Source organism: Pseudomonas alkylphenolica (assembly GCF_000746525.1).
In the GTDB taxonomy this organism is placed as follows: domain Bacteria; phylum Pseudomonadota; class Gammaproteobacteria; order Pseudomonadales; family Pseudomonadaceae; genus Aquipseudomonas; species Aquipseudomonas alkylphenolica.
This window is the reverse complement of sequence record NZ_CP009048.1, coordinates 2731872-2754926: the sequence shown is the minus strand read 5'-3', so window position 1 is coordinate 2754926 and position 23055 is coordinate 2731872. Positions and strand designations below refer to the sequence as shown.

The 23055-nt window shown below is 62.2% G+C and carries 17 protein-coding genes; 6 read left to right on the top strand and 11 right to left on the bottom strand.

Annotation, left to right across the window (positions count from 1 at the left end):
• The first annotated feature begins 202 nt into the window (after window positions 1–202).
• From PSAKL28_RS12540 to PSAKL28_RS12520, 5 genes are all read left to right on the top strand, one after another.
• Window positions 203–1246, top strand: coding sequence for an AraC family transcriptional regulator (locus PSAKL28_RS12540; RefSeq protein WP_038610726.1), 1044 nt, complete (start codon window positions 203–205; stop codon window positions 1244–1246).
• 209 nt (window positions 1247–1455) lie between these two features.
• On the top strand, window positions 1456–2799 hold the full coding sequence (locus PSAKL28_RS12535) for an MFS transporter (RefSeq protein WP_038610723.1): 1344 nt from the start codon (window positions 1456–1458) through the stop codon (window positions 2797–2799).
• A 40-nt stretch (window positions 2800–2839) separates the two neighbouring features.
• Window positions 2840–3559, top strand: a complete 720-nt coding sequence (locus PSAKL28_RS12530; protein WP_038610721.1) for a nitroreductase — start codon at window positions 2840–2842, stop codon at window positions 3557–3559.
• 30 nt (window positions 3560–3589) lie between these two features.
• On the top strand, window positions 3590–4852 hold the full coding sequence (locus PSAKL28_RS12525; protein WP_038610718.1) for an OprD family porin: 1263 nt from the start codon (window positions 3590–3592) through the stop codon (window positions 4850–4852).
• 234 nt (window positions 4853–5086) lie between these two features.
• Window positions 5087–5428 carry a winged helix-turn-helix transcriptional regulator gene (locus PSAKL28_RS12520; protein ID WP_257011886.1) on the top strand — a complete coding sequence of 114 codons (342 nt, stop codon included), beginning with the start codon at window positions 5087–5089 and terminating at the stop codon, window positions 5426–5428.
• Window positions 5429–5445: 17 nt separating this feature from the next.
• Here PSAKL28_RS12520 and PSAKL28_RS12515 read toward each other — a convergent pair whose 3' ends face one another.
• The 6 genes from PSAKL28_RS12515 to peaA form a co-directional block, all read right to left on the bottom strand.
• Window positions 5446–6063, bottom strand: coding sequence for a hypothetical protein (locus PSAKL28_RS12515; protein ID WP_038616580.1), 618 nt, complete (start codon window positions 6061–6063; stop codon window positions 5446–5448).
• A 443-nt stretch (window positions 6064–6506) separates the two neighbouring features.
• Window positions 6507–8177 carry an AMP-binding protein gene (locus PSAKL28_RS12510; protein WP_038610715.1) on the bottom strand — a complete coding sequence of 557 codons (1671 nt, stop codon included), beginning with the start codon at window positions 8175–8177 and terminating at the stop codon, window positions 6507–6509.
• A gap of 66 nt (window positions 8178–8243) precedes the next feature.
• On the bottom strand, window positions 8244–9368 hold the full coding sequence (peaD, locus tag PSAKL28_RS12505; RefSeq protein ID WP_038610712.1) for a quinohemoprotein amine dehydrogenase subunit beta: 1125 nt from the start codon (window positions 9366–9368) through the stop codon (window positions 8244–8246).
• Window positions 9369–9399: 31 nt separating this feature from the next.
• Window positions 9400–9723, bottom strand: a complete 324-nt coding sequence (gene qhpC, locus PSAKL28_RS12500; RefSeq protein WP_038610709.1) for a quinohemoprotein amine dehydrogenase subunit gamma — start codon at window positions 9721–9723, stop codon at window positions 9400–9402.
• 1 nt (window position 9724) lies between these two features.
• Entirely contained in the window at window positions 9725–11155 is a 1431-nt protein-coding gene (gene peaB, locus PSAKL28_RS12495; protein WP_038610706.1) for a quinohemoprotein amine dehydrogenase maturation protein, read from the bottom strand.
• 73 nt (window positions 11156–11228) lie between these two features.
• Window positions 11229–12797 (bottom strand): quinohemoprotein amine dehydrogenase subunit alpha, encoded by a 1569-nt coding sequence (gene peaA, locus PSAKL28_RS12490; RefSeq protein ID WP_038610703.1) that lies wholly within the window; start codon window positions 12795–12797, stop codon window positions 11229–11231.
• 325 nt (window positions 12798–13122) lie between these two features.
• Between peaA and PSAKL28_RS12485 the strand changes: the two genes are divergently transcribed.
• Window positions 13123–14616 carry an aldehyde dehydrogenase family protein gene (locus PSAKL28_RS12485; RefSeq protein WP_038610700.1) on the top strand — a complete coding sequence of 498 codons (1494 nt, stop codon included), beginning with the start codon at window positions 13123–13125 and terminating at the stop codon, window positions 14614–14616.
• Between the two features lie 89 nt (window positions 14617–14705).
• On the opposite strand, the gene qhpG is transcribed toward PSAKL28_RS12485, so the two are convergent.
• From qhpG to PSAKL28_RS12460, 5 genes are all read right to left on the bottom strand, one after another.
• A complete protein-coding gene (qhpG, locus tag PSAKL28_RS12480; protein ID WP_038610697.1) occupies window positions 14706–15998 on the bottom strand; it encodes a flavin-dependent monooxygenase QhpG in 1293 nt (430 codons plus the stop codon).
• Window positions 15991–16671 carry a subtilisin-like serine protease QhpE gene (gene qhpE / locus PSAKL28_RS12475; protein WP_038610694.1) on the bottom strand — a complete coding sequence of 227 codons (681 nt, stop codon included), beginning with the start codon at window positions 16669–16671 and terminating at the stop codon, window positions 15991–15993. The genes qhpG and qhpE overlap by 8 nt, the downstream gene beginning before the upstream one ends.
• A complete protein-coding gene (locus tag PSAKL28_RS12470) occupies window positions 16661–18394 on the bottom strand; it encodes an ABC transporter ATP-binding protein (RefSeq protein ID WP_038610692.1) in 1734 nt (577 codons plus the stop codon). Before PSAKL28_RS12470 ends, qhpE begins: the two co-directional genes overlap by 11 nt.
• Window positions 18395–18404: 10 nt before the next feature.
• The gene (locus PSAKL28_RS12465) at window positions 18405–20312 is read right to left on the bottom strand and encodes a sigma-54-dependent Fis family transcriptional regulator (RefSeq protein WP_038610689.1); all 1908 of its coding nucleotides are present in this window, start codon (window positions 20310–20312) and stop codon (window positions 18405–18407) included.
• A 93-nt stretch (window positions 20313–20405) separates the two neighbouring features.
• Window positions 20406–22940 carry a fused MFS/spermidine synthase gene (locus PSAKL28_RS12460; protein WP_038610686.1) on the bottom strand — a complete coding sequence of 845 codons (2535 nt, stop codon included), beginning with the start codon at window positions 22938–22940 and terminating at the stop codon, window positions 20406–20408.
• Window positions 22941–23055 lie beyond the last annotated feature (115 nt).

The window sequence follows — 23055 nt, the reverse complement described above, 5'->3', positions numbered from 1 at the left end:
TACCGCCAAACACCCTCAACTAGCCGGGCGTGCGCTGGGACACCGCCCGGCGCTCGATCGAATCGGCGTTGCAGTGATAAGTCGGTGGCGCTGCAAACCTAGCCCTAAAACGCCTTTGGCATATGCAAAAATGCGCGCTCCGCCGGTTGTAACCATCTGGTAAGTTTCCTTCCAGGTTCTACCACCGGATGGAGATGACCAGATGCTCGCAGCCTATAAAGGAACCACCTCCATCAGCCTGGTGCGAGAAGCCCTTTACGGCGCAACCCAGCGCGGCCTGGACATATCCCTTCCGCTGCAGCAGGCGCACATCGACCCGCAACTGCTCAGCTCCGCGAATGCTCGCGTGTGCGCCTCGGCGTTTTCACGGCTGTGGGTAGCCCTGTCGGACATGCTCGACGATGAGTTCTTCGCAATCGACAGCCACCCGCTACGCCGCGGCAGCTTTCGGCTCATGTGCCACGCAACCATCGGTTGTGAGTCGCTGGAACAGGCGCTGCGGCGAATTCTGGCGTTCCTGCGCCTGGGGCTCGATGACCTCTACGGTGAGCTGCACCTGGACGGCGACACGGCGTCGATCATCATCCACGACCATGGCGTGCAGCGCAGGCTGTTCAGCTATGGCACCTGGCTGATTCTGGTGCATGGGCTGCTGTGCTGGCTCGGCAACCGCAGAATTCCGTTGCAGGCCCTGAGCTTCCGCTCACCGCGTCCGGATGATGACAGCGACTACCGCATGCGCTTCTGTGAGCACATCGAGTTTGCCGCCCCGGTGACCAGGGTCTGCTTTGACGCGTGCTTTTTGAACCTCAAGGTAGCCCAGACGCCCGAGAGCCTGGCCACTTTCCTTAGAGACTCGCCGGCAAGTCTGTTGGTCAAGTACCGCAACGACGCCAGTTTAAGTGCCCAGATCAGGCAGCGGCTGCGCAACCATACGCCGGAAAACTGGCCGGCGCTGGATGAAGTGGCCAATCAGTTGAGCATGTCCAGCTCCACCCTGCAGCGGCGCTTGCAAGCTGAGGGCATCAGTTACCAGGGACTCAAGGACAACCTCAGGCGTGACATGGCCATCAACTTTCTCGGTCAGTCGGACCTGACCGTCTGCGAGGTTGCCGCCCAGGCAGGCTTTCAGGAAACCAGCGCGTTTCACCGCGCTTTCAAGAAATGGACCGGCGTAAGCCCCGGCGCGTATCGCCGTTCGAGTACTGATGCGTCCAACCAGTCTCTGACTCAATCGGCAAGCTGATCCCCTTCTCCTTCTCTGCCGCTTGCCCCCTGCCCGCGTCAATGTGCCCAGATCGGTCAAACACATCGACGCCCACGGGCATGTGCCGCACCGCCAATCGGCCCTAGGATTCGCCACAGGTTGCGCTGTGGCCCTCACCTGCCCTGGCCAGCTTGCTGACATACGACTGTGCACTTCACAAACAAAAACAACAGCGAAGGAGACACGCTATGCAATCGGTGAACATCTACGCGCTAGTGGGGGATTCGAAGTTCAATCGTTTCCATGGGCGCATCCTCTTCTGGTGCATGCTCATCCTGATCATCGACGGCTATGACCTGGCCGTGGTGGGCGCGGCACTGCCCGCGATCATGCAAGACATGAACGTCGACCCTACCAGCGCCGGGATCATGGCCGGCTCGGCCCTGCTGGGTACGATGCTGGGCGCGATCTTCCTGGGCACGCTGGCTGACCGTATCGGTCGTCCGCGCATGATCGCCATTTGTGTGGCGCTGTTCAGCATTTTCACGGCGGTGGCGGGCCTGGCCGACGACCCGGTCAGTTTCAGCATTGCCCGCTTCATTGCCGGTCTCGGTATCGGCGGCGTACTGCCGGTATGTACCGCGCAGATGGGCGAGTACTCGCCACTGAAGTTGCGCACCCGCCTGATCACCCTGGTGTTTGCCGGTTACTCGGTGGGCGGCATCCTCGTGGCGTTGACCGCCAAGCAACTGATCGAGAGCTATGGCTGGCAGTGGGTGTTCTATGTCGCCGGGCTGCCGGTACTGCTGATTCCGTTCATTCTCAAGAGCATGCCGCAATCCATTGGCTACTTGCTCAGGAACGGCCGTCAGGACGAATTGCGTGAGATCGTCGGCAAGATCGAGCCAGGACGTGCGGTTGCCGATACGCTGGTGGTTACTGGCAATGCTGCCGTGCAGAACACTCAGGCAACCCCGGTTCGCGACCTGTTCAAGCAAGGGCGCGGGTTCAGCACAGTAATGATCTGGACCGCGTTCATGACCGGTCTGTTCATGGTTTATGCCCTCAACTCCTGGCTCACCAAACTCATGGCAATGGCCGGTTTCAGCCTCGGCTCGGCGCTCAATTTCGTCATCGTGTTCAACCTCGGTTCGATTGCCGGGGCCATGGTCGGCGGCTGGCTGAGCGACAAACTGAGCATCAAGCATGTGCTGGTGTGCTTCTACATCACCGGTGCCATCGCCCTCACCCTCCTCGGTTACACCCGCGATACCACGGCACTGTTCGCGGTGGTGTTCCTGGTCGGCGCCTCGACCCTGGGCACACAACTGCTGGCCTACGCCTATGCCGGTGACTTCTATCCGTCCGAGATCCGTTCCACCGGCGTCGGCTTTGCCTCCGGCGTGGGGCGCATCGGCGCCATTGTCGCCCCGGTACTGATTGGCTGGCTGGTCTCGTTGAGCCTGCCGCTGCAGCAAAACTTCATGGCCATCAGCCTGGCCGGCCTGATCGGTGCCCTGGCGGTCACCCTGATCAACCAGTCCCGGGCGCAATCGACCCAAGAGAAGAAGGCCCTCGCGCTTTCGCGCTGAACCCATGCCTTGACGCCAGACGCTGCCAGCAGGAACGAACATGAACCGATTATCGCCACCGCCAGCTTCCGCGCAGCTTGTGAGCCACGCAGTTGACTGGGCCATCACCACGCGACGCAGTATCAGGGCATTTCTTCCCACACCGGTGGCGCAGGAGGACATTGAGGCCATCCTCGATGTCGCACGCTTCAGTGCCACCGGGGTGAACATGCAGCCTTGGCATGTGCATGTGCTGACCGGCGAAGTGAAGGCGCGTCTGTCGCGCGCCATCACCCGCATCGACAACGATCCCGCGTCAGCAGCAAACCATGCAGACCCGTACGCCTACTATCCGCACCAATGGAAGGCGCCCTACCTCGAACGCCGACGGGCAGTGGGCTGGGCGCTCTACGGGTTGCTGGGGATCGACAAGAACGACAGGCCGCGCATGCATGCACAGCACGGTCGCAACTATCGGTTCTTCGACGCGCCGGTGGGCTTGCTGTTCACCATCGACCGCAGCCTTGGTGAGGGCAGCCTGCTCGATTACGGCATGTTCCTGCAAAGCGTGATGGTCGCTGCGCGCGGCCGCGGCCTGCATACCTGCCCGCAAGCCTCATTCCTCAAGTACCACACCCTCATCTCGGAGCAATTGGGGATTGCGCCTGAACAGATGCTGGTGTGTGGCATGAGCCTCGGTTACGCGGACCCTGCCAGCATCGAAAACACCTTGGTGACCGGTCGGGAGCCGGTCAGTGCGTTCGCAACCTTTCATCCCTGATCACAACAACAAAAATAAAAGGTGCCTGTAATGTCGAAACACCCAGTGAAGCTGCTGCTCGCCACCGCTGTCGCCGCTCAAGCCCCGATGGTAATGGCGGACTTTGTCAAGGATGCCAAGGCAAGCCTTGAACTGCGCAACTTCTATTACAACCGCGACTTTCGCAACGACGACGCACGCCAGAACAAACGCGACGAATGGGGTCAGGGTTTCATCCTCAACCTGCAGTCGGGCTTTACCGAAGGCACGGTCGGCTTTGGTGTCGATGCCCTCGGCCTGCTCGGGGTAAAGCTCGACTCAAGCCCCGATCGTACCGGCTCGGGCCTGCTGGCCTACGACTCGGAGCGCAATGTTGAAGACGCCTACAGCAAGATGACGCTGACCGCCAAGGCCCGCCTGGCGAAAAGCGAACTGCGCATCGGCGGTATCAACCCGGTCATGCCCCTGCTTGCAAGCAATAACAGCCGCCTGCTGCCGCAGGTGTTTCGCGGTGGGCTCCTGGTCTCCAACGACTTTGCGCCCCTGACTTTCTCGGCGCTGCGGGTAAATGCGGTCAAGCAACGCAACTCCACCGACTTCGAATCGCTGACCGCCACCGGCTATGCCCCGGTGGAGGCCGATCACTACTCCTACCTGGCATTCGACTACAAAGCACTGCCGACGCTGACCCTGAGCTATCACGTGGCCGAGCTTGAGGACCTGTACCGTAACAACTTTTTCGGTATGAAATTGAACCAGCCGTTGTCGACCGGCGCGGTGATCGCCGATGTACGCCTGTTCGATGCCAACGAGACCGGTGACAAGGGCGTGGGTGAAGTCGACAACCGCACCCTCACCAGTTACCTGGCCTACAGCCTCAAGGGTCATACCCTTGGCGGCGGCTACCAGAAAGCCTGGGGCGATACGCCGTTTGCATTCGTCAACGGCACCGATACCTACATTTTCGCTGAATCGCTGGTAAGTACCTTCACCGCCGCCAATGAGCGCGTCTGGTACGCCCGCTACGACTTCGACTTCACCGCGGTGGGCGTTCCCGGGCTGACCTTGGGGGTCAAATACGCCAAGGGTGAAGACGTCGATCCGACGATGGTCAAAACCGCACAAGCCGCAGGGCTTCGGGCCACCGGTGAATCGGGCGAGGAATGGGAACGCATGACCGACATCACTTATGTGGTCCAGGGCGGGCCGGTGAAGGGACTGGCAGTGCAGTGGCGCAACTCCACCAACCGCTCCACGTATGCCGACAGTGCCAACGAGAACCGGCTGATTCTGCGTTACACCTTCAACTACTAGAATCCCGCTGTCAGGGTCATCGCGGGCCTGGCCCGCGATTCGGTACGTGGGGCACCTTCGAGTGATGCTTCGCACATGTTACTTTCATTATGAAATTAACGGCGCGATAGTATGATCGCACTCTCCATCGACAGCGATCAGGTGAGCCCCGATGAAAAGAGCCAGCTTTCAACCCATGCCGTGCCCGATCGCTCATGCCCTTGAGTGCATTGGTGACGGCTGGAGCCTGCTGATGTGGCAGACGGTTTGCTTGAACGCCGCCCTTACCAGGACAACCCGCCACGCCATGAGTACCACCTCACCGAAGCAGGCCGGGACTTGCGACCGGTAATCCTCACGCTGATGAGTTGGGGCGCTCGCCACACCAGCGGTTCAGACAAGGTTGCGCTGATAGACCAAAGCACCGGCAAACCCGTGGCGCTGGCGTTGACGGATGCCAATACCGGCAAGCCCATTACCCGTGAAGAGCACCAGCTACAGGTGGCGGAAAACGCCGATGAGTTGACCCAATGGCGTTTGCGCACCGGCCAGTCTTACCGCCAGGCCGATGCGCAAGCCCATCTCATTGCCGATTAGGGTTCGCGAGCATCAGCTTAGCGTGTATGAATTCCCGCCAGCAGCCATGGACTCTCCTGAGCCGGCAGCGTCCTGCTACGGTTCCGTGCCCATTGGGTCAATGCCACCATCGACGCAAATCCGAGCACGATCAACACCGGATGCGCCATCAGCAACTCGCTGAGCGAATACTTCCAGGCCAGCGGCCGACCGACACCCAGCATCGCGGCATACAGCCAGGACACGCCGGACAGTGCTCCGGAGAACAGGGCAAACATTCGTACACCGATCTGCAAATCAAGTAGCGATCCGGCTTTCAGCAATGCAGGCAATATATAGCGATGCAACAACATGCCGTTGAACGTCAGCAACAAGACAATAATGACTTTGGCTTGAAGTTTCGGATTGGCAAAATAGTTAATACCTTTTTCCAGGTAATCAATACCTATCAGTGCGACGCCGCTAATCCACAAGAATATCAACGCACTGGCAACAGACTTCTGCAGACTCGTCATATGATCGTTATCGTGGCCCGTCGATACATGACCTTTCAATAAGCCCTTGACCATCGCAGCATCGCTGGCAAACACCAGGCCGATGGCGACGCAACAGGCTATCAGATGGACATAAACAACCGCCAACCGCAAAAGCTCCATGGATTCTTTCTGCCCGAACAGGCTAATAATTGTATTGATCTCCACGACGACTTCTCCACTTAATACGTTAGTGCCAGATGACCTTGCAACAGGCGTACGAACGACCTGATCGCAACTACAGGATCAAACTCACTTGAACAAACTGAATCAGTAAACCGGTATTTCAAGAATGCAGCGACTCGCCCAGCGAGTCATTGATGAGGGCATAGCGTTTCTCCAGGCTTCAGGTAAAAAAAATCCCCACGTGCATTCCATACGATGCAGATGAGGATGAACGTCCATTTTTTACGAGGGAGTGCACGGCGTGATCACTGAGGACCGGCCTGCTGGAAAATAAGAGAGCTGTATTGTCCGATCGTTCATTTTTAAGGAAGAACCACCGACCGGCGGTCCCGCATTCAATACCTATGGATACTTGCGGCTTTCGCTGAAACCTGCGGGGCCTACAGGTGCAGCTCCTGCATGCTGATCTCGCGCATACGAAACTTCTGGACCTTGCCGGTGACAGTCATCGGAAATTGCTCCACGAAGCGAAAATACCGCGGCACCTTGAAGTGCGCGATGCGTGCCCTGGCCCAGTCGCGCAATTGCTCTTCACCCGGGCTCTGGCCAGGGTGCAGGCGGATCCAGGCGACAATCTCCTCGCCGTATCGCGCGCACGGAATGCCGATCACCTGTACCTCGGCTACCGCCGGATGGCTTGCGAAGAATTCCTCCAGTTCGCGCGGATAGATATTCTCTCCGCCGCGAATGATCATGTCCTTGCTGCGTCCGACAATGCGCACATAGCCCTGTTCATCCATCGACGCCAGGTCCCCGGTGTGCATCCAGCCCTCCTCGTCAATGCTTTGGGCGCTGGCCGCCGGATTGTTCCAGTAACCGAGCATAACGCTGTAGCCTCGCGTGCACAGCTCACCGATTTCGCCACGTGGTACACACTGCCCGGCGCTGTCGATGATTTTGCTTTGCAGGTGCGGCTGGGTGCGGCCAACGGTGGTCACGCGCAGTTCGAGGTCATCGTCAGGGGCTGTCTGCAATGAAACCGGGCTGGTCTCGGTCATGCCGTAGGCGATCTGCACCTCGCTCATGTGCATTTCATCGATTACCCGGCGCATCACTTCGATGGGACAGTTGGCGCCGGCCATGATGCCGGTGCGCAGGCTCGAGAGGTCGAAGGTGTCGCGCTGCGGATGGTCAAGCTCGGCAATGAACATGGTCGGCACCCCATACAGCGCCGTTGCCCGCTCCTCGGCCACCGCACGCAGGGTGGTCAGGGGATCGAAGGCGTCGCCGGGGTAAATCAACGTCGAGCCGTGGGTCAGGCAGCCAAGGTTGGCCATGACCATGCCAAAACAATGGTAGAGCGGCACCGGTACCACCAGGCGGTCGTGCTCGGTCAGGCCGAGGCTCTCACCGACCATGTAGCCGTTGTTGAGGATGTTGTAATGGCTGAGGGTCGCGCCTTTGGGAAAGCCGGTGGTGCCTGAGGTGTACTGGATATTGATCGGCTCGGCGTAGTGCAGGCTGGCCTGGCGCGCCGCCAGCGCCGCAGCGCTGACCTCCTCGGCTCGCGCCTGCAGCGCCTGCCAGGCGAGAAAGCCCAGCGGCGGGTGGTCAGCCAGACTGACCACTCCACGCAGCTCAGGAAAACGCTCGCTGGCCAGTTCCCCAGGCGCGCTCGCGGCCAGCTCAGGTACCAGCTCCAGCAGCATGGCGTGGTAGTCGGAGGTTTTGAAGGCATCGGCACAGACGATCCAGCGGCAGCCCGACTGGCTCAATGCGTAAGCCAGTTCGTTACTGCGGTAGGCCGGGTTGATGTTGACGAGGATGGCGCCGATTTTTGCACTGGCAAACTGGGTGATGCACCACTGCGCGCAGTTGGGCGCCCAGATACCCAGGCGGTCACCGCGTTCAAGCCCCAGGGCCATCAGCGCGCGAGCCTGGCGCTCGACCGCATCCGCCAGGGTCCGCCAACTGTAGCGCAGCCCCTGGTGGCGGACCACCAGCGCTTCGCGCTCGGCAAAGCGCGACACGCTGAGGTCGAAGGCGTCCCCGATACACATTTGCAGCAGCTTGGTGTCCTGCCGCCCTTGGGTTTGGCTCAACGCGTTCATGGTGTTCTCTTGTTCTTGTTATTCCGGGGTTTAACGCCGCGCTGCCCGGCAGCGCGGCGGCCTTGCCTACCTGACGAACACCTGGGTGGTGGTGATCGACATGTCGCCACCGGGCAGCTTGATGTTCTTGACCTTCTCCAGGCTCTGCGGATCGAACACCGCGATATCGTTGAACGTCCCGGCAAGGTAGAGCTTGCTGCCTTGCTTGTTGAAGGCCACACAGTAGTAAGTGTGGTCGAGGTTGGCGGCCTTGATCAGCTTGCGTTCCTTGATGTCATAGCGCGCCAGGCGGTTGAGCACCCCATACATCTGGTTCGGGTCCTTTGGTGAACGCAGGCCGGTGAAGTACAGCTCGGTCAGCGAAGCGAACTCCTGGTAGCTGCTTTTACCGCTCTTGAGATCGATGCTCAGGTAGCCATACATCGGTTCAGCCGTGGCCGGGTCCTGCTTGTCGTCCTGGAAGCGCGACACGGTGTAGAGCATGGTGAAGTCATGCTGTGCGGTCTGGTGTGGCCAGAAGTACAGCACGTCCGGGGCGCTGAAACCCGGACGCTGCCAGTTGCGCAGTGGCAGCGCGACCTCATATTTGCCGGTGTTCACATCCATCTTGTAAATGTCAGGGCCAGCGACAAACAGGCTGCCGTCATCCGCTGCGCGCATCAGGAAGACCTGGCGCGGCATGGGAAAGCTGCGCACCGGCTTGGCGGCCAACCCGTCTGCGGTACGGAATACCTCCAGGCGCGGCGGTTTGACCACGTAGTGGTCGTTCAGGCGCTGGGTCGGATTGACCGTGGCGTAGACCTCCTTGCCATCCGGGCTGATGGCGAAGGAAAACATCGAGCGCGCCACCTCGCCCGGGGTGTTCGACAAGTTGGCGTGGAACACCGTCTTGCAGGTGTCCAGGTCAATGCCGTAGAGGTCACCGAAATGGTTGTTGAGCAAGTACGCGGTGCGGTTGTCCGGCGCCATCATCGCCGTGCCGGGGCCAAAGGCGTCCGGCAGCTTGCAGCTCTTGTAGAGCTCATCGCTGGCCAGGTCGACCACGTGCAGGTTGTTCGGGTAGTTGGTGGCGATCATGTACTCGTGACCCGCCTTCAGTGCGGGCCCGCTGCTGTCGGCGGCCCAGGCTGCGAAGGTGCTGGCACAGGCGGCGACGGTGAACGCCAGCTTGGCGAAAACTCCAGGTTTCATGCGGTTTCCCCTTGTTGTTCTTGTTGGCCGGTCACTTGTCTTTTGGAAACACAGTGCCGAGGTTGCGCCAATCGTCTTGGGAGTTGCTGGCCTGGGCGTTCCAGTCCTGGTAGGTGCTCATCATGTCGGGCACCTGGGCTGGCCACCAGCAAGGGTCCGAGCAGCCGTAGAGGTCGGCTTCCATTGGCTGGCACAGCGAGCTGACACCACCAAAGGCATCCACTTCCCAGCCCGGGTCGGTGGTGGCGGTGCAACCGGCGACCGCACTCATGGCCACGACTTCCTCGACCCGGTCCTGGGCGACCGCTTGCTCAAGAATTTGCGCTTTGTTGTTCAGCGGCTTGAGATGTTTCATATCAATGCGCCTTCCGCGGAGTGATGTAGCGGCTGATGAAGGCCGGATTGGCGGCCATGATGCGGCTGTAAACCTCGATGCCGAAGTCAATCCAGTCGCGCATCAACTCGCAGTAGTGGTAGGTCGGATGAGTAGGATCGCCGTAGCGGGCATAGCTCTCGTGGTAGCAGCCGCCGGAACACAGATTGCGGATACGGCAGCTGTCGCAGCCGGTGCCGCTACGGTCCAGGCGCTGGGACAGGAAGTCGTTCAACTCCACCTGCTTCACTCCGCTGTGCACGTTGCCGAAGGTCGGCAGGCTGGAGCCGGTGAAGCGATGGCACAGGTTCAGCTCGCCCTTGTGATCGACCGCCAGCATCTTCAAGCCGGCGCCGCACGGCAGGGCTTTCTTGTGCCCTTCATGGATGTCGGTGATCAGCTGATGGAGGTTGGAGAAGCCGATATTGCGGTGTTCCAGTGCGGCTTCCAGGTAACGCCGGCCAAGGGCCTTCATGTTGGCGAACACCTGCACCAGTTCATCGCTGGTGAGGTTGAAGCTGCTGATGTCACCGGAGGTCACTGGGGCGAAACCGACTTCGGCAAATCCCAGTTCGTTGAACAGGTGATCCCAGATGGTTTCGACATCGGTGACACCGGTGGTCAAGGTCACCCGTGCGCCCACCGGACGGCTGTTGTAACGCGACAGCAGCATCTGGGCCTTGCGCCGCACCACGTCGTAGGTGCCCTGGCCGCCGACGGTGATGCGGTTACGGTCATGTACGGTCTTGGGGCCGTCGATGCTCACCGACAGGCCAAAGCGGTGGGCATTGAGGTAGTCCACGGTCTCTTCGGTGAGCAGCGTGGCGTTGGTGGTCATCACGAACTCGACAAGCTTGCCGGCCTCGGCAAAGCGCTTCTCGCAATAGTCGACCATGTACTCGATCAGCTTGCGATTGCTCAGTGGTTCGCCGCCAAAAAACACCACGGTGAAACGCTCTTCGTCCGGGGACTCCTTGAGCAGCATCTCCACCGAAGCGATGGCCGTTTCCACGTCCATTTTCTTGCCCGCCGAGGGCTTGTCCAGGTCTTCCTTGTAGCAGTAGGTGCAGCTCAGGTTGCAGCCGGTATTGACGTTCAACACCACGGTATTGATCGCCGTATGCTCGACCCGCTTCAGGCCGATTTCCGGGGTCAGCGGCGAGCCGTCGCTGACCACTTCCAGGGCAATCAGCTCGCGCAAGGTGTCGATGATGTCCTCACCGCTGAAGCGTGATTGCAAGCGCTGCTGCAACTCTTCAGATGAACAGCCTTGCTCGCGCAAGGTGTCGATGATTCCGCCTGTTACTGCGTCGGTGGCAAACAGCGAACTGCTGGGGATATGGAACAGCATGCGGTCGGCATCCACCTGCACTTCATGCAGATTGCGTTCGACCAGATTCAAAAGTGCGCCCATGGCGACCTCCCGATGTGCATTGTGATCAACGTTGGAATCCGGGCAGCGCAGTGCCCGTAGGGTCAACGGCCGATCACGGCAGCGGTGGATTGTTCCAGCGTTGCACGGTGACGATCAGGTGGCCTTCGCCTTTCTGTCCGCCGTCCTCCAGCTGGGCGATCACTTTCAGATTGCCCGCGTTGTTGGTCATCATCCGTCGCTCGGGGTTAGGGCCGGCACCGCCGGGCATGAAGATGCCGTTCTCGAGCATCTGCCCGGCGAACTTGACGTCTTCGTCCTCCTTGGCCTTTTCGTTATATGGCTCGACCGACCACTGCGCCGGTAGATAGCCAATACGCAGCGGCTGGCCCTTGGCATCTTTGCCCCAGGCCTCGGCCTCGAAGCGTCCTTGTACCTTCGGCGTACTGCCGCCGTTCTCACCGATGCGGGCGATGGAGAACGCCGGCACCACTTTCACTTCCTCGACTTTGTCGTAGACCACCAGGCTCGGCCCTTTCAATCCGCCCTGGCTGACTTCACGCGCGCCAGGCGCCGCATCGGCCGCAGCCCGCACCTTGACCCGTACCTGGTTGGCGCTTGATTCCAGCACTTGGGTCACTTCGATACCCGGGCCAAGGTCCGGCTTGCCAGACAAGCCGCTGCCAACCAGTGTCAGCTCAGCCTCGCTGCCCGCCTTGATGAACGAAGGCTGTACGGCCAGCAAACGGGCCTTGCCCTCCTTCACCGCGGTGAAATCCAAGCCGCGTTCGTCATGCTCGGCCTCGAACATGCGCCCTTTCATCTCGCCATCGAGTGCGGCAAATACCTGACGCATCGTGGTATCGCCAATCCTGACGTTACCGCGCCATTCGAAGCCGTTGTAGAGAATGGCCGAGCCGCTGCCCTGGAACGGCGTGCCGTCGGCATAGCGGCCGTTGACTTCGACCTTGAAGGTACCATCGCCCTGAGCGCTGCCGAGGGTCATCTCGCCACGCACGTCACCCTTGCTCAGCATATGGCCACTAAAGGCCCAGCGCCCCACCAGCACCTCGGGCTTGGGCCGCGTTTTCTGCCAGTCGGTCCAGGCCGGGTTGTCCAGCGGGAAGCGCTTGGCCAGCTCTGGCACCATTTCGTTCAGGGCAATCTCTAACCAGTCGCGATCCCGTGACAGGGCCTGGTACTCGAGTGACGGCCATTGGCCAAGGTGGAAGTTGACCAGGTGTTCCCATTCCTTGGCCGGACGCCGCTGCAGGGCGACCCGGGCGCCGGAGTGGCAACGGCCGCAGGTCTGGCTGAGCTTCTCGTCAAACTGCTCAACCGTGTTCAGGCGGCGCTCCATGGCATACCGCACACCTTCGGTTTCGCTGGGTGCCAGGCCTTGCTTGTCGGCCAGGTACTTGACCAGGGTGCGGCGGTCATCATCACTGATCTGCAGACCATGCATGACCTGCATGCGGCCGATGCTCATCAACCAGCCTTCGGGGGTTTTGCGCTGGTGACTGATGCGGCTGTAGCTGTCGTTGCCTTCGGCTGTGTGACAGCCCATGCACTTGCTCTGCAGCAGGTCGGCGCCGGGCTCTTTGGCCTGGACCTGGGTGCATAGCAAGGCGGCGGCGATCAGCGCCAGGCTGCTGGTATGTCGCCGGAGTCGAGTCGTTCTCAAGGTCAGACCTCCACGGTATTGTTCTTATCGTTATTGCACGCTGGGTGCCGTAGGTGCTTCTGCGAATGACCAATACAGGAACTGTGCCAATCCAGGCAAAGCGTTTATTTTCAATGTGTTAAACACCTTCAAGGACGAATCGCAGTGGGTCGAACTGTTGCAGGGGTGTCTCATACTGTCTCAAAGTGCTACACCGTAATTCGTCTACAGTTTTCTGTAGGCGGGTAAAAAGACAAGCAATATCAATACGTTGATGACGGATCTCATGTTTGGCATGGTGGTTGCGAAAGCGCCCTGCACATCCAATGACAAGAGGCGCCGCCCCATGCTGTCGACCCTGCCGATCCTCCCCCGTACCCAGGCTTTTCTCGACCGCAAACTGAAGATGCGCATCGGCGCCGACTGGCAGGACGCGCAGAGTGGCAAGACCATGAGCTTTCGCAACCCGGCCACCGGCGAAGTGCTGGGCGAAGTACCCTGCGCTGACGGTGACGATGTCGACCGCGCCGTCAAGGCAGCGCGTGCTGCCTTCGATGACTCGGCCTGGAGCCGCATGCGTCCCCGTGAGCGGCAGAACCTGCTGTGGCGACTGGCCGAACTGATGGAGCGTGACGCGCAGGAGCTGGCCGAACTCGAGTGCTTGAACAACGGCAAGAGCGCTACGGTGGCCAAAGTCATGGACGTGCAACTGGCCATCGACTTTCTGCGCTACATGGCTGGCTGGGCCACCAAGATTGAAGGCACTACGGTGGAGCCTTCGCTGCCGTTGATGCCTGACGATCAGTTCCACGGTTTCATCCGCCGCGAAGCGATCGGCGTAGTCGGTGCCATCGTCGCCTGGAACTTTCCGCTGCTGCTGGCCTGCTGGAAGCTCGGGCCGGCGCTGGCCACCGGCTGCACCATGGTGCTCAAGCCTGCCGACGAAACCCCGCTGACCGCCTTGAAGCTGGCCGAACTGGTGCAGGAAGCCGGCTATCCGGATGGCGTATTCAACGTAATCACCGGCACCGGGCTGAATGCCGGTGCCGCTCTCACCCGCCACCCCGGCGTGGACAAACTGACCTTCACCGGCTCCACCGAAGTCGGTAAGCAGATCGGCAAGGCGGCCATGGAAAACATGACCCGCGTGACCCTGGAGCTGGGCGGCAAGTCGCCGACCATCGTCATGCCCGACGCCAACCTGCAGGAGGCCGCCGCGGGCGCCGCAACGGCGATTTTCTTCAACCAGGGCCAGGTGTGCTGCGCAGGTTCGCGCCTCTATGTGCACCGCAAGCATTTCGACAATGTAGTGGCCGACATCGCCTCGATTGCCAATGGCATGAAACTCGGCAACGGCCTTGATCCGCAGGTGCAGATGGGCCCGCTGATCTCCGCCAGGCAGCAGGACCGGGTGACCGGCTACATCAACCTTGGCCGCGAACTGGGTGCCACTATCGCTTGCGGCGGCGAAAGTTTTGGTCCGGGTTATTTCGTCAAACCGACGGTGATCGTTGACGTCGACCAGCGTCATCGTCTGGTGCAGGAAGAAATCTTCGGCCCGGTACTGGTCGCCATGCCCTTTGACGACATAGATGAAGTGGTGCGTCTGGCGAACGACAATCCTTATGGCCTGGGCGCGAGCATCTGGTCCAACGACCTGGCGGCGGTGCACCGGATGATCCCGCGGATCAAGTCTGGTTCGGTGTGGGTCAACTGTCACAGCGCGCTGGACCCGGCGCTGCCGTTCGGTGGCTACAAACTGTCTGGTGTCGGCCGGGAAATGGGGGCTGCCGCCATCGAGCACTACACCGAACTGAAATCGGTGCTGATCAAACTCTGAAGCGCCCCCCGGGTGGGAGCGGGCTTGCCCCGCGATTGCGGTATGTCAGTCACATCGCATCGCGGGACAAGCCCGCTCCCACCAGGTACTCAGCCATACCCCTGCTCGGCCAGCCAGCGCCGCACCATCATCTGCTGCTCCACCGAGCGATCGCTTAATACTTGCGCCAGTTCAAGCCCGTCTTGAACACCCCGCACCACCGGCGCCAGCTCGATCCCCTGCAAATGCCACACGCCCAACGGTTGATCCGCCGTCACCACGACTTCGGCTTCCTCGACCAGCCCTTCGCGCAACACCGGTCGCCGTTCAACACGCACCGCCTCCCAATCGGAGGCGCCATGTATCGGCTGCGCATCCGGCCACTGCCGCCTGCGCGCCCAGAACAGGCCAGCTGCCCGCGCCTGCTCCTGAGCATAAAAGTCCCGCCCGATCCGCGCGAAGCGCAGGAACAGCTGCTCGATCCGTTGCTGATGAAAACGCCGCGCCAGAGCCGCCCGCTGCGGGCAGCGCACAAGCGTGTTGATTACCGCCGGCGCCTGTAACGCTGAGGACAGCGACTGGAAAATCCCGTTCCCCGACAACGGGTCAACCGCCATCGCCGCATCGCCCACCCGCAGCCAATCCTCGCCTGCACACTCACCCGCCAGGATGGCGGTGCTGCTGCGGGCATGGACGATTGCCGGCGCCAGGGCCTGCGCATCGAACAGCTCGGCTACCAGCTCCGAGCGGCGCCGGCGTTCGGCGCAGTACTCGGCCAGTGCGGCCTTGCCCGGCAGGCCTTCGGCATTCTGGGTGATCTGCCAGTAGCAGCGGCCATCGGCCAAACGAGCCATCCACGCCCAGCCATCGTCGAGGCTCTCCACGGCCGAAGCCGGATTGCCAGGCTCGCCCTGCCACAGATTGAGCAGGCTGACCGTCTCCGGGCCACGCAAGCGGTCGGCCGCCAGCGGCGCCTGGCGGCCACGGGCTTCCACCAGAAACTCGGCTTCAAGCGTTTGCCCATCGTCAAGACGCACCTGATGGCCATCCTCGCCCAGCACCTCGCGTACCCGGCCCTCGACCAAGCTCACCCCGGCCCGCTGCAGATCATCGCGCAGGGCCCGGTCGAAGGCTTGCCGGTCGAGCAGATACTCTTGATTGAGCTGCAGATGCTGGCCATTCCAGCGCACTTGCCGCGTCGCGGGTGTGACGACTTCGTGCAGGGCACTACCCAGACCTGCGTGACGCAAGCCCTCAAGTACCCGCTGCGAAACCCCTTCAACGGCCGCGAAACGACGCCACTCGGACACCACCGTGACCGCATAGCCCAGGCGCCGCAGGCCGATGGCGGTGGCCGCACCGGCAGGGCCGGCGCCGAGGATCAGAATGCGCGGTTCAGGCATGCCCGCCTCCACGGCGCTCAGGGCCGAAGAAGGCGGCATTTTCGCGCAGGTACGCCAGCACCTGCTCGCGTGTCGCCCGCCGATGCTGGTGTAGATAGGCCGCAATCTGCCCGCTCAGGGCTGCACAGGCCAGGCTCGCACCGGCAGATCCTGCGCCCTCGCCGACCGCCGCGCCAAAGTCTGCCTGCGCGGTGTCCAGCCACGACCACTGCCCCGCTGCACAGCGGGCATCGCCAGTGATGCGCAGCACGCCCGGATAGCTGGCCGGATACACCGGCCCTCCGCGCGCGGGGCTGGACGCACAGAGCAGCACACCAGCTTCCACTGCTACGGCGCAGGCCTGGCGCAGAACCGTTCGATCCTGCGCCAGGCCCAGGCTCAGATTGACCAGGCTCACGCCTTGCTCCACCAGCCACAGCAACGCCGCACTGACTTGCAATACCGAGGTCGCCCCCCGGCTGTCGAACACCTGGGCCACCTTTACCGACAGCCCATCGGTCTGCGCCAGCAGGCGTTCAAGCACCGCACTGCCATGGCCGAGGGCATCGGCCTGCAACTCGCCTTCGCCCAGCGTTCCCTGCTCCAGCCAGAAGCGCCGCCCGCCGGTCAGATAGCGGGTCTGCTGCACAGAACAGCCGCTATCGATCACCCCCACGCACAGTTCATCGGCCATGGCGCAGTGGCTCCTGCCAGACCGCTTGCAAGCGGCCGTCTTCAAGGTGCAGGTGCAGGTCGGCGTCGGCCAGGGTACTGGTGCGGTGGCTGATGAGAATTCGCGTGCGCCCGGCGAACAGCTGGTCGATGGCGGCGATCACTTCGCGCTCGGTTGCCTCGTCCACCGCCGATGTCGCTTCGTCGAGCACCAGCACCCGTGGATCCTGAAGCAAGGCGCGGGCTATGGCGATGCGCTGTTTCTGCCCGCCAGACAGTTGCTGGCCACGTTCGCCCAATTGACCGTCCAGACCAAGCGGCAAGGCCTCGACCAGTGATTCCAGGCGAGTCAGGCGCACCACCTGTTCAAGCGCCTCGCGGCTGGCCTCGGGCACACTGTAGGCCAGGTTCTGCGCCAGGGTGCCGCGAAACAGTACGATGTCCTGGCTGACCACGGCTATGGACTTGCGTAGGGCCAGCAGATCCAGGTCACGCAGGTCGGCGCCATCGAGCAGGATGCGCCCCTGCTCAGGGTCATAAAAGCGCTGTAGCAGATCGATCAGGGTCGACTTGCCAACACCTGACGCGCCGCTGATCGCCACCTTCACCCCTGCCGGTATGCAGATATCGACGCCACCCAGCACCCTGCCCAGACGCTGCTCATGAGCGAAATGCACAGACTCCAGGCGCAACTCCCCAGGCCCTTGCGGCATGGGCAGCGGCGCTGTCGCCTGGTGCACGCCAACCGGCTCCTGCTGCAATTCCATCACCCGCCCGAGACTCACAGCCATGCGCTGCACCGCCACGTACAGGCCGAGCAGGCTCTGTACCGGCCCGACCGCCATGCCCAGGTAGGTGGAGAACGCGATCAGTGCGCCCAGTTGCCAGGTACCCTGAATCACCCAGTAGCCGCCGACCAGAAAAGCGCAGGCGCGACACAGCGAGGTCAGCGTACCCGGCACCGCCTGGGTGAAGAACTCAGTGACCTGCACCCGCAGCAACTGGCTCATGTAGCCCTGCCCCAGGTGCTCCAGGCGTTCGGATTCACGGCGCTGCTGCCCGGCCGCCTGGATGAATTTCATTGCCGGCAGGGTCTCGACCAGAAACGACGATACATCGGCAGAACGCTCGCGCAAGCTGCGCACCTCACGTTCAACCTTGCGGCGCATCCAGCGCAACCAGAGCACTTCGATGGGAATCAGCAACGCCAGCAACAACGACAGTTGCCAGGACAGCATGAGCATCAGGGTCACCGCGCCGATCAGGCCAATCACACTGGAAACCGCCGCGAACAGCGAGTCCACTGCAAAGCGCTGGATCTCGGCAACATCGCCATCGAGCCGCGAAAGAATGTCACCGATACGCTTACGCCCGTAGAACGCCGGCGACAGCTGCTGCAAGTGGCGATACAGGTCATCGCGCAGGGCAAACAGAATGCGTCCTGACAAGCGTGTATGCAGGTAGCGGTTGATGCCCGCCAGCAGCATGCCGACAACCCCGACGGCGATCATGACCAGCGCCACCTGCCAGAGCACCTGGAAGTCCTTGGCCAGCAGGCCTTGGTCGATCAGGGTTTTGACCAGCCAGGGTTGCACCAGCACCAGCAGCGAAGCCGCCAGGGACAGCCCGAGCAACACGGCGATCGCTCGCCGGTGCGGGCGCACGAAGCCGTACAACCAGGCCAGCGCGTGGCGCATCAGCTGCGGGTCGGAGCTGTTGATCAGCCTGAGAAAAATACCACCCATCAACAGCCCCTCATCCGCGCAGTTGCTTGAGTTTTCGGTACAGCGTGGCACGGCTGATACCCAGGGCATCGGCCGCTGCCGAGACATTGCCCTGATGGCGCGCCAAGGCGCCGCGGATCAACTCCACCTCGTTCTCACGAATGCTGCCGGTTTGCTGCGTACTGGCAGTCAGTTCATCGAGCAGGCAGTCGGTCAGGTGCTCCAGGCTCAGCACCTGCTCACCTGGCTCGCGCATGGCCAGCGCCGAGCGCAGGACCATTTCCAGCTGACGGATGTTGCCCGGCCAGTCGAAGTTGCCGAGCAACTCGCGCAGGCCCTTGTCCAGGCCGACACCTTCGGCGCCGAACTTGCCCAGCAGGCTGTCGATGACCTCGCTCAGGTCGTCACGGTCGCGCAACGCCGGCAACTGCACGCTTACGCCGTTGATGCGGTAGTAGAGGTCTTCACGAAAGTGCTGGTCGAGTACCAGGCGTTTCAAATCGCGGTGGGTGGCACAGATCACCGCCACGTCGATGTCCTGCTCGTCGCCGCCGCCAAGCGGCGCGACCCGGCGCTCCTGCAGCACCCTGAGCAGGCGCGCCTGCAGGGCCAGCGGCATGTCGCCGATTTCGTCGAGAAACAGGGTGCCGCCGTGAGCCTGCATCAGCCGGCCGACCATACCGCCACGGCGCGAGCCAGTGAAGGCGCCTTCGCGATAGCCGAACAGCTCGGACTCGATCAGACCTTCCGGGATGGCGGCGCAGTTGACCGCGACAAAGGGTTTGTCGGCACGCGGGCTGGACTGGTGCAAGGCGCGCGCCACGACCTCCTTGCCGGTACCGGTCTCGCCCAGCAACAGCACCGGCAGATCATTGTTCAGGCCCCGGCAAGCCATGCGCAGGGCCCGGGCCAGGCGTGCATCGCTGCCGGCCAGGCTTTCCGGTTGCGCAGGTTTAGGCGCGGGGATCGCCTTGCCAAGGGCTCGCGGCGTACTCATGGCGGCACGCTGCGGTAGGTGTACCGCGCGGAAGAAAAACTCGCCCTTGGCGGTCTGCACGCTGTTCACCCGGTCGCTCCACAGGCGGGTGAGGAAGGCTGATGTGCGTTCGCCCATCAGCTCACTGCAACGCCTGCCAAGCAGCGCCGGACGCGCCAGCTGGAGCAGTTCACAGGCGCGCTCGTTCGCCGCCAGCACCTCGCCGTCAAGGCTCAGCGCCAGCAGGCCGTGCCAGGCACTGCCAAGGTATTGCGCACGGTTGTGAAATGACAGCACCAGCTGATCGGGATAGCACAGGCCGAACATCCGGCTCTCGATATTGCTGGCCGCCATGATCAGTGTGGAGAGGTTGTCCTGAGGCTGGGCCATGATGCCTTCGCGGGTCAGGTCGAGAACGCCGATCACATGCCCCTGAGGATCGCGCAGCGGCACCGAGGTGCAGGAAAACGGGCTGAGTCGGTCCAGGTAATGCTCGCCGCAGTTGATCAGGGTCGGGCGGCCCTCGACCACAGCCGTACCGATGGCGTTGGTGCCACGGCTCGACTCGCTCCAGCAACTGCCTGGATGCAAGTCGCGCAGGCCGGCCTGGTTGAGCTCGGTCGTCTGGCCACCGATGGCCAGGATGTTGGCCTGCGCATCGCCGAGAATGATCATCCCGCTGTTGCCTTGGCGGGCAACCAGGTATTCCATTTCCGGTGTAGCGGCGTCGATCAGCAGACGGTTACCGTCGAGCAGCTCCTGCAAGCGCTGACGTACGCCCAGCTCGACCTCATCGGAGGCCAGGCAGCTCAGGCCATGGCCCAGGCTGCGCCGCCACGAGGCATCAATTTCCTCGCGTAGCATGCCCTGCGGCAAGGCGCCTTCACTGACAAGTTTCAGGCGGGCCATGCGCGATGTCTGCAATGGATCGGTAGCAATTGTTATTGGTATATGTCGCGCCATCTCTGACTCCAGCGTGATGCGATTGCTCCATCTGCGCTGACTTTACCCCAATATCTCCCTGCTTCCATACATTGCCGGCAAAACCCTGCAGTTTCATTGCCCTCCCGTGATAAACCAGCGGAAATACGGGTTGCGCCCGTCTGTCTGCATCAACTGCCGAACCTCCCGCGCCCAGGCCTGGCGATTGCCGTTGTAGGCCAGCAGGGTCAGCCCATAAAAGCCCCGCAACACCTGCCATTCGTCCTCAACAGAGGCCTGTAACGCCGTGCCGGCATTGACCAACGGCGGCGCGCTGCGCAGCACCAGCAACTCCGGCAATACCCGGGTGATTTCCCTGGAGCGTACCCAGGGCGCGTATTCGATCCGTGGATGGTTGTCGGTCACCGCCTCGGCATCCCCGGCAAAACGCTCAAGCCCCTGGCGGTCGGTGATCCAGGTAGCCAGCAAGGCGCTCATCGAGTCGACCCCGACCTCAGCCAGCGCAGCGGCCACTTCAGGTTGCGAAAAGCGCTGGCTGATCCGCGCCGCGTCGAGTTCCAGCGGCGCAGGTGAGCCGATCAGGAGCATTTCATGGAACTCCGTGGTCCACAGCGAGGCATGGGGAAACACGTTCAGAAAGCTGCGCACCAGCGAACGGCTGTCTTCAAGGTTCTGGGTCGGCAAGGGCAGCCATTGCGCGACTATGCCACCCTCCTCCAGGCGTGACGCCGCCAGCTCATAGAAGTCCTGCGAGTAGAGATTCACCACCCCGGCGGCGGAAGGCGGTGGCGGTTCGAGGGTGATCAGGTCGTAGCGCTCGGCACTGCGCAGCAATTCACGACGGCCATCGCGCAGACGGATGTCCAGACGCGGATCATTGACGGCATTGTAGTTACCCTTGAACAACGGCGCGGCCGCCAGCACCTCAGGCAGCAGTTCGGCCACCACCGGGCGCTGCAGGCCCTGATAGCGCAATATCGCCCCGGCGGTAATCCCGGTGCCGAAGCCGATCACCATGGCCGAGCGCGGTTCCTGGCGATGAATCAACAGTGGCAGCAGTGCCTGCAAGCGCATGTAGCGCAACGACGGCATGGCATCGCCCGTGTTGGATACGCCCTGGATGTACAGGCGGTTGAAGCTGCGCTCCTGACGCGGCTGGGCTACCACGGCAACGGTGCCGCCCCGGCCCTCTTCATAAAAAGTGATGCGACCGTTGCGTGCACCGGGCAGCAGCTCCGCCAGGCGTTGCGGCGGCGTCAACACCCCCACCACCACAGTCGCCAGCGTCACGCCGAGGATTGCTGCGCGCATCCCTCTGTGCAGTACTTTGCCGCGCCAGACCACCCAGCAACCGACTGCGGCAGCGACCAGCGCCAGCACCACCAAGGTACGCACCAGGCCAATGCCGGGAACCAGCACGAAACCGGTGAGCATGACGCCAATGATGCCGCCCACGGTGTTCAAGGCGACTACCGCGCCGACATCCCGGCCGACCTGCGTGCTGTCCACGCTTAAGCGCAAGGCCAACGGGAAGGCGGCGCCGAGGACGGTAGTGGGCAGGAACACCACACATAGCGCCGCTGTGGCAAAGCGCGCGCACATTCCGGCGAGCTCATTGCCGGTAAGGTGTAGCACCAGCGCTTCGACCTCGGTCTGGGCCATGATCAGCCAACGGCCCAGACCGGCGATCTGCACCAGTGCCAGCAAACCGGCCAGCGCGATCAACAGGCCGAACAGGCCCCAGGGGTCTCGAATCCGGTCAGCACGGCGCGCGTAAAGCGCGCTGCCCAGCACCAGCCCCGCCAGATAAGTGGCCAGCACCACGGAGAAGGCAAATGTGCGAGTGCTCATGAACTGTACGATCGACTGGGTCCACACCACCTCGTAACCCAGTGCTACCCCACCGGCCACGCAGTACAAGGCAATCGCCAGACGCGCCGCCGGCGAGCGTGGCGCCATGCTGATCGGCGTTTCGCAAGGGAGCTGTTCATCGCGCCGACGTGCCAGCCAGGCACCCGCTGCAGCCAGCAGGTTCAGTGACGCGGCCACCAGCGCGCTGCCAGTGACGCCGAATTGCGGCAGCAACACAAAGGCCGCCAGCAGCGTGCCGCCAATGGCACCTGCGGTATTGGCCGCATAAAGTCGCCCGCCGGCTTCGGCCAGTTGGCCTTGGGCGGGGGTCAATGCCCTTACCAGAACCGGAAGCGTGCCGCCCATCAGGAACGCTGGCGCGCCTACGAGAATGAAAGGGACCAGCCAGGCCAGCAAGCCGACGTGGCTTTCCAGGCGGGCGAACAATCCAGCTGAATTGGCCAGTGCCAGGGTGCTCAAGACACCCAATACCGCCACGGCCAGCTCCAGGCCGGCATACAGCCTGACCGGACGGCGCAGGCGATCGGCCCAGCGACCGAACACCAGGCCACCCAGTGCCAGCCCGGCGAAAAAAGCGCTGATGCCGGCGGTGATGGCATACACCTCAACCCCGACGACCAGCGACAGTTGCTTGACCCACAACACCTGATACACCAGCGCCGCTGCACCGGACACGCACAGCAGCAGTGCCGGCACCCGCATATGCAGGGGTAAGCGTTGACCGGCCTGATCAGGAACAGATGAGCGCACTTGAGGGGAACTGACAGCTGAGGGCATCGATTGACCTTATCGGTACATTGTGGGAGCGGGCTTGCCCCGCGATGCGATGTGGCTGATAGCCCGCAATCGCGGGGCAAGCCCGCTCCCACCTCAAGAAGCTGCTCCCACCTGA

Coding starts and splice junctions, on each gene's coding strand:
- PSAKL28_RS12540 (WP_038610726.1), top strand. CDS start 203: ATGCTCGCAGCCTATAAAGGAACCACCTCCATCAGCCTGGTGCGAGAA.
- PSAKL28_RS12535 (WP_038610723.1), top strand. CDS start 1,456: ATGCAATCGGTGAACATCTACGCGCTAGTGGGGGATTCGAAGTTCAAT.
- PSAKL28_RS12530 (WP_038610721.1), top strand. CDS start 2,840: ATGAACCGATTATCGCCACCGCCAGCTTCCGCGCAGCTTGTGAGCCAC.
- PSAKL28_RS12525 (WP_038610718.1), top strand. CDS start 3,590: ATGTCGAAACACCCAGTGAAGCTGCTGCTCGCCACCGCTGTCGCCGCT.
- PSAKL28_RS12515 (WP_038616580.1), bottom strand. CDS start 6,063: ATGGAGCTTTTGCGGTTGGCGGTTGTTTATGTCCATCTGATAGCCTGT.
- PSAKL28_RS12510 (WP_038610715.1), bottom strand. CDS start 8,177: ATGAACGCGTTGAGCCAAACCCAAGGGCGGCAGGACACCAAGCTGCTG.
- peaD (WP_038610712.1), bottom strand. CDS start 9,368: ATGAAACCTGGAGTTTTCGCCAAGCTGGCGTTCACCGTCGCCGCCTGT.
- qhpC (WP_038610709.1), bottom strand. CDS start 9,723: ATGAAACATCTCAAGCCGCTGAACAACAAAGCGCAAATTCTTGAGCAA.
- peaB (WP_038610706.1), bottom strand. CDS start 11,155: ATGGGCGCACTTTTGAATCTGGTCGAACGCAATCTGCATGAAGTGCAG.
- PSAKL28_RS12485 (WP_038610700.1), top strand. CDS start 13,123: ATGCTGTCGACCCTGCCGATCCTCCCCCGTACCCAGGCTTTTCTCGAC.
- qhpG (WP_038610697.1), bottom strand. CDS start 15,998: ATGCCTGAACCGCGCATTCTGATCCTCGGCGCCGGCCCTGCCGGTGCG.
- qhpE (WP_038610694.1), bottom strand. CDS start 16,671: ATGGCCGATGAACTGTGCGTGGGGGTGATCGATAGCGGCTGTTCTGTG.
- PSAKL28_RS12470 (WP_038610692.1), bottom strand. CDS start 18,394: ATGGGTGGTATTTTTCTCAGGCTGATCAACAGCTCCGACCCGCAGCTG.
- PSAKL28_RS12465 (WP_038610689.1), bottom strand. CDS start 20,312: ATGGCGCGACATATACCAATAACAATTGCTACCGATCCATTGCAGACA.
- PSAKL28_RS12460 (WP_038610686.1), bottom strand. CDS start 22,940: ATGCCCTCAGCTGTCAGTTCCCCTCAAGTGCGCTCATCTGTTCCTGAT.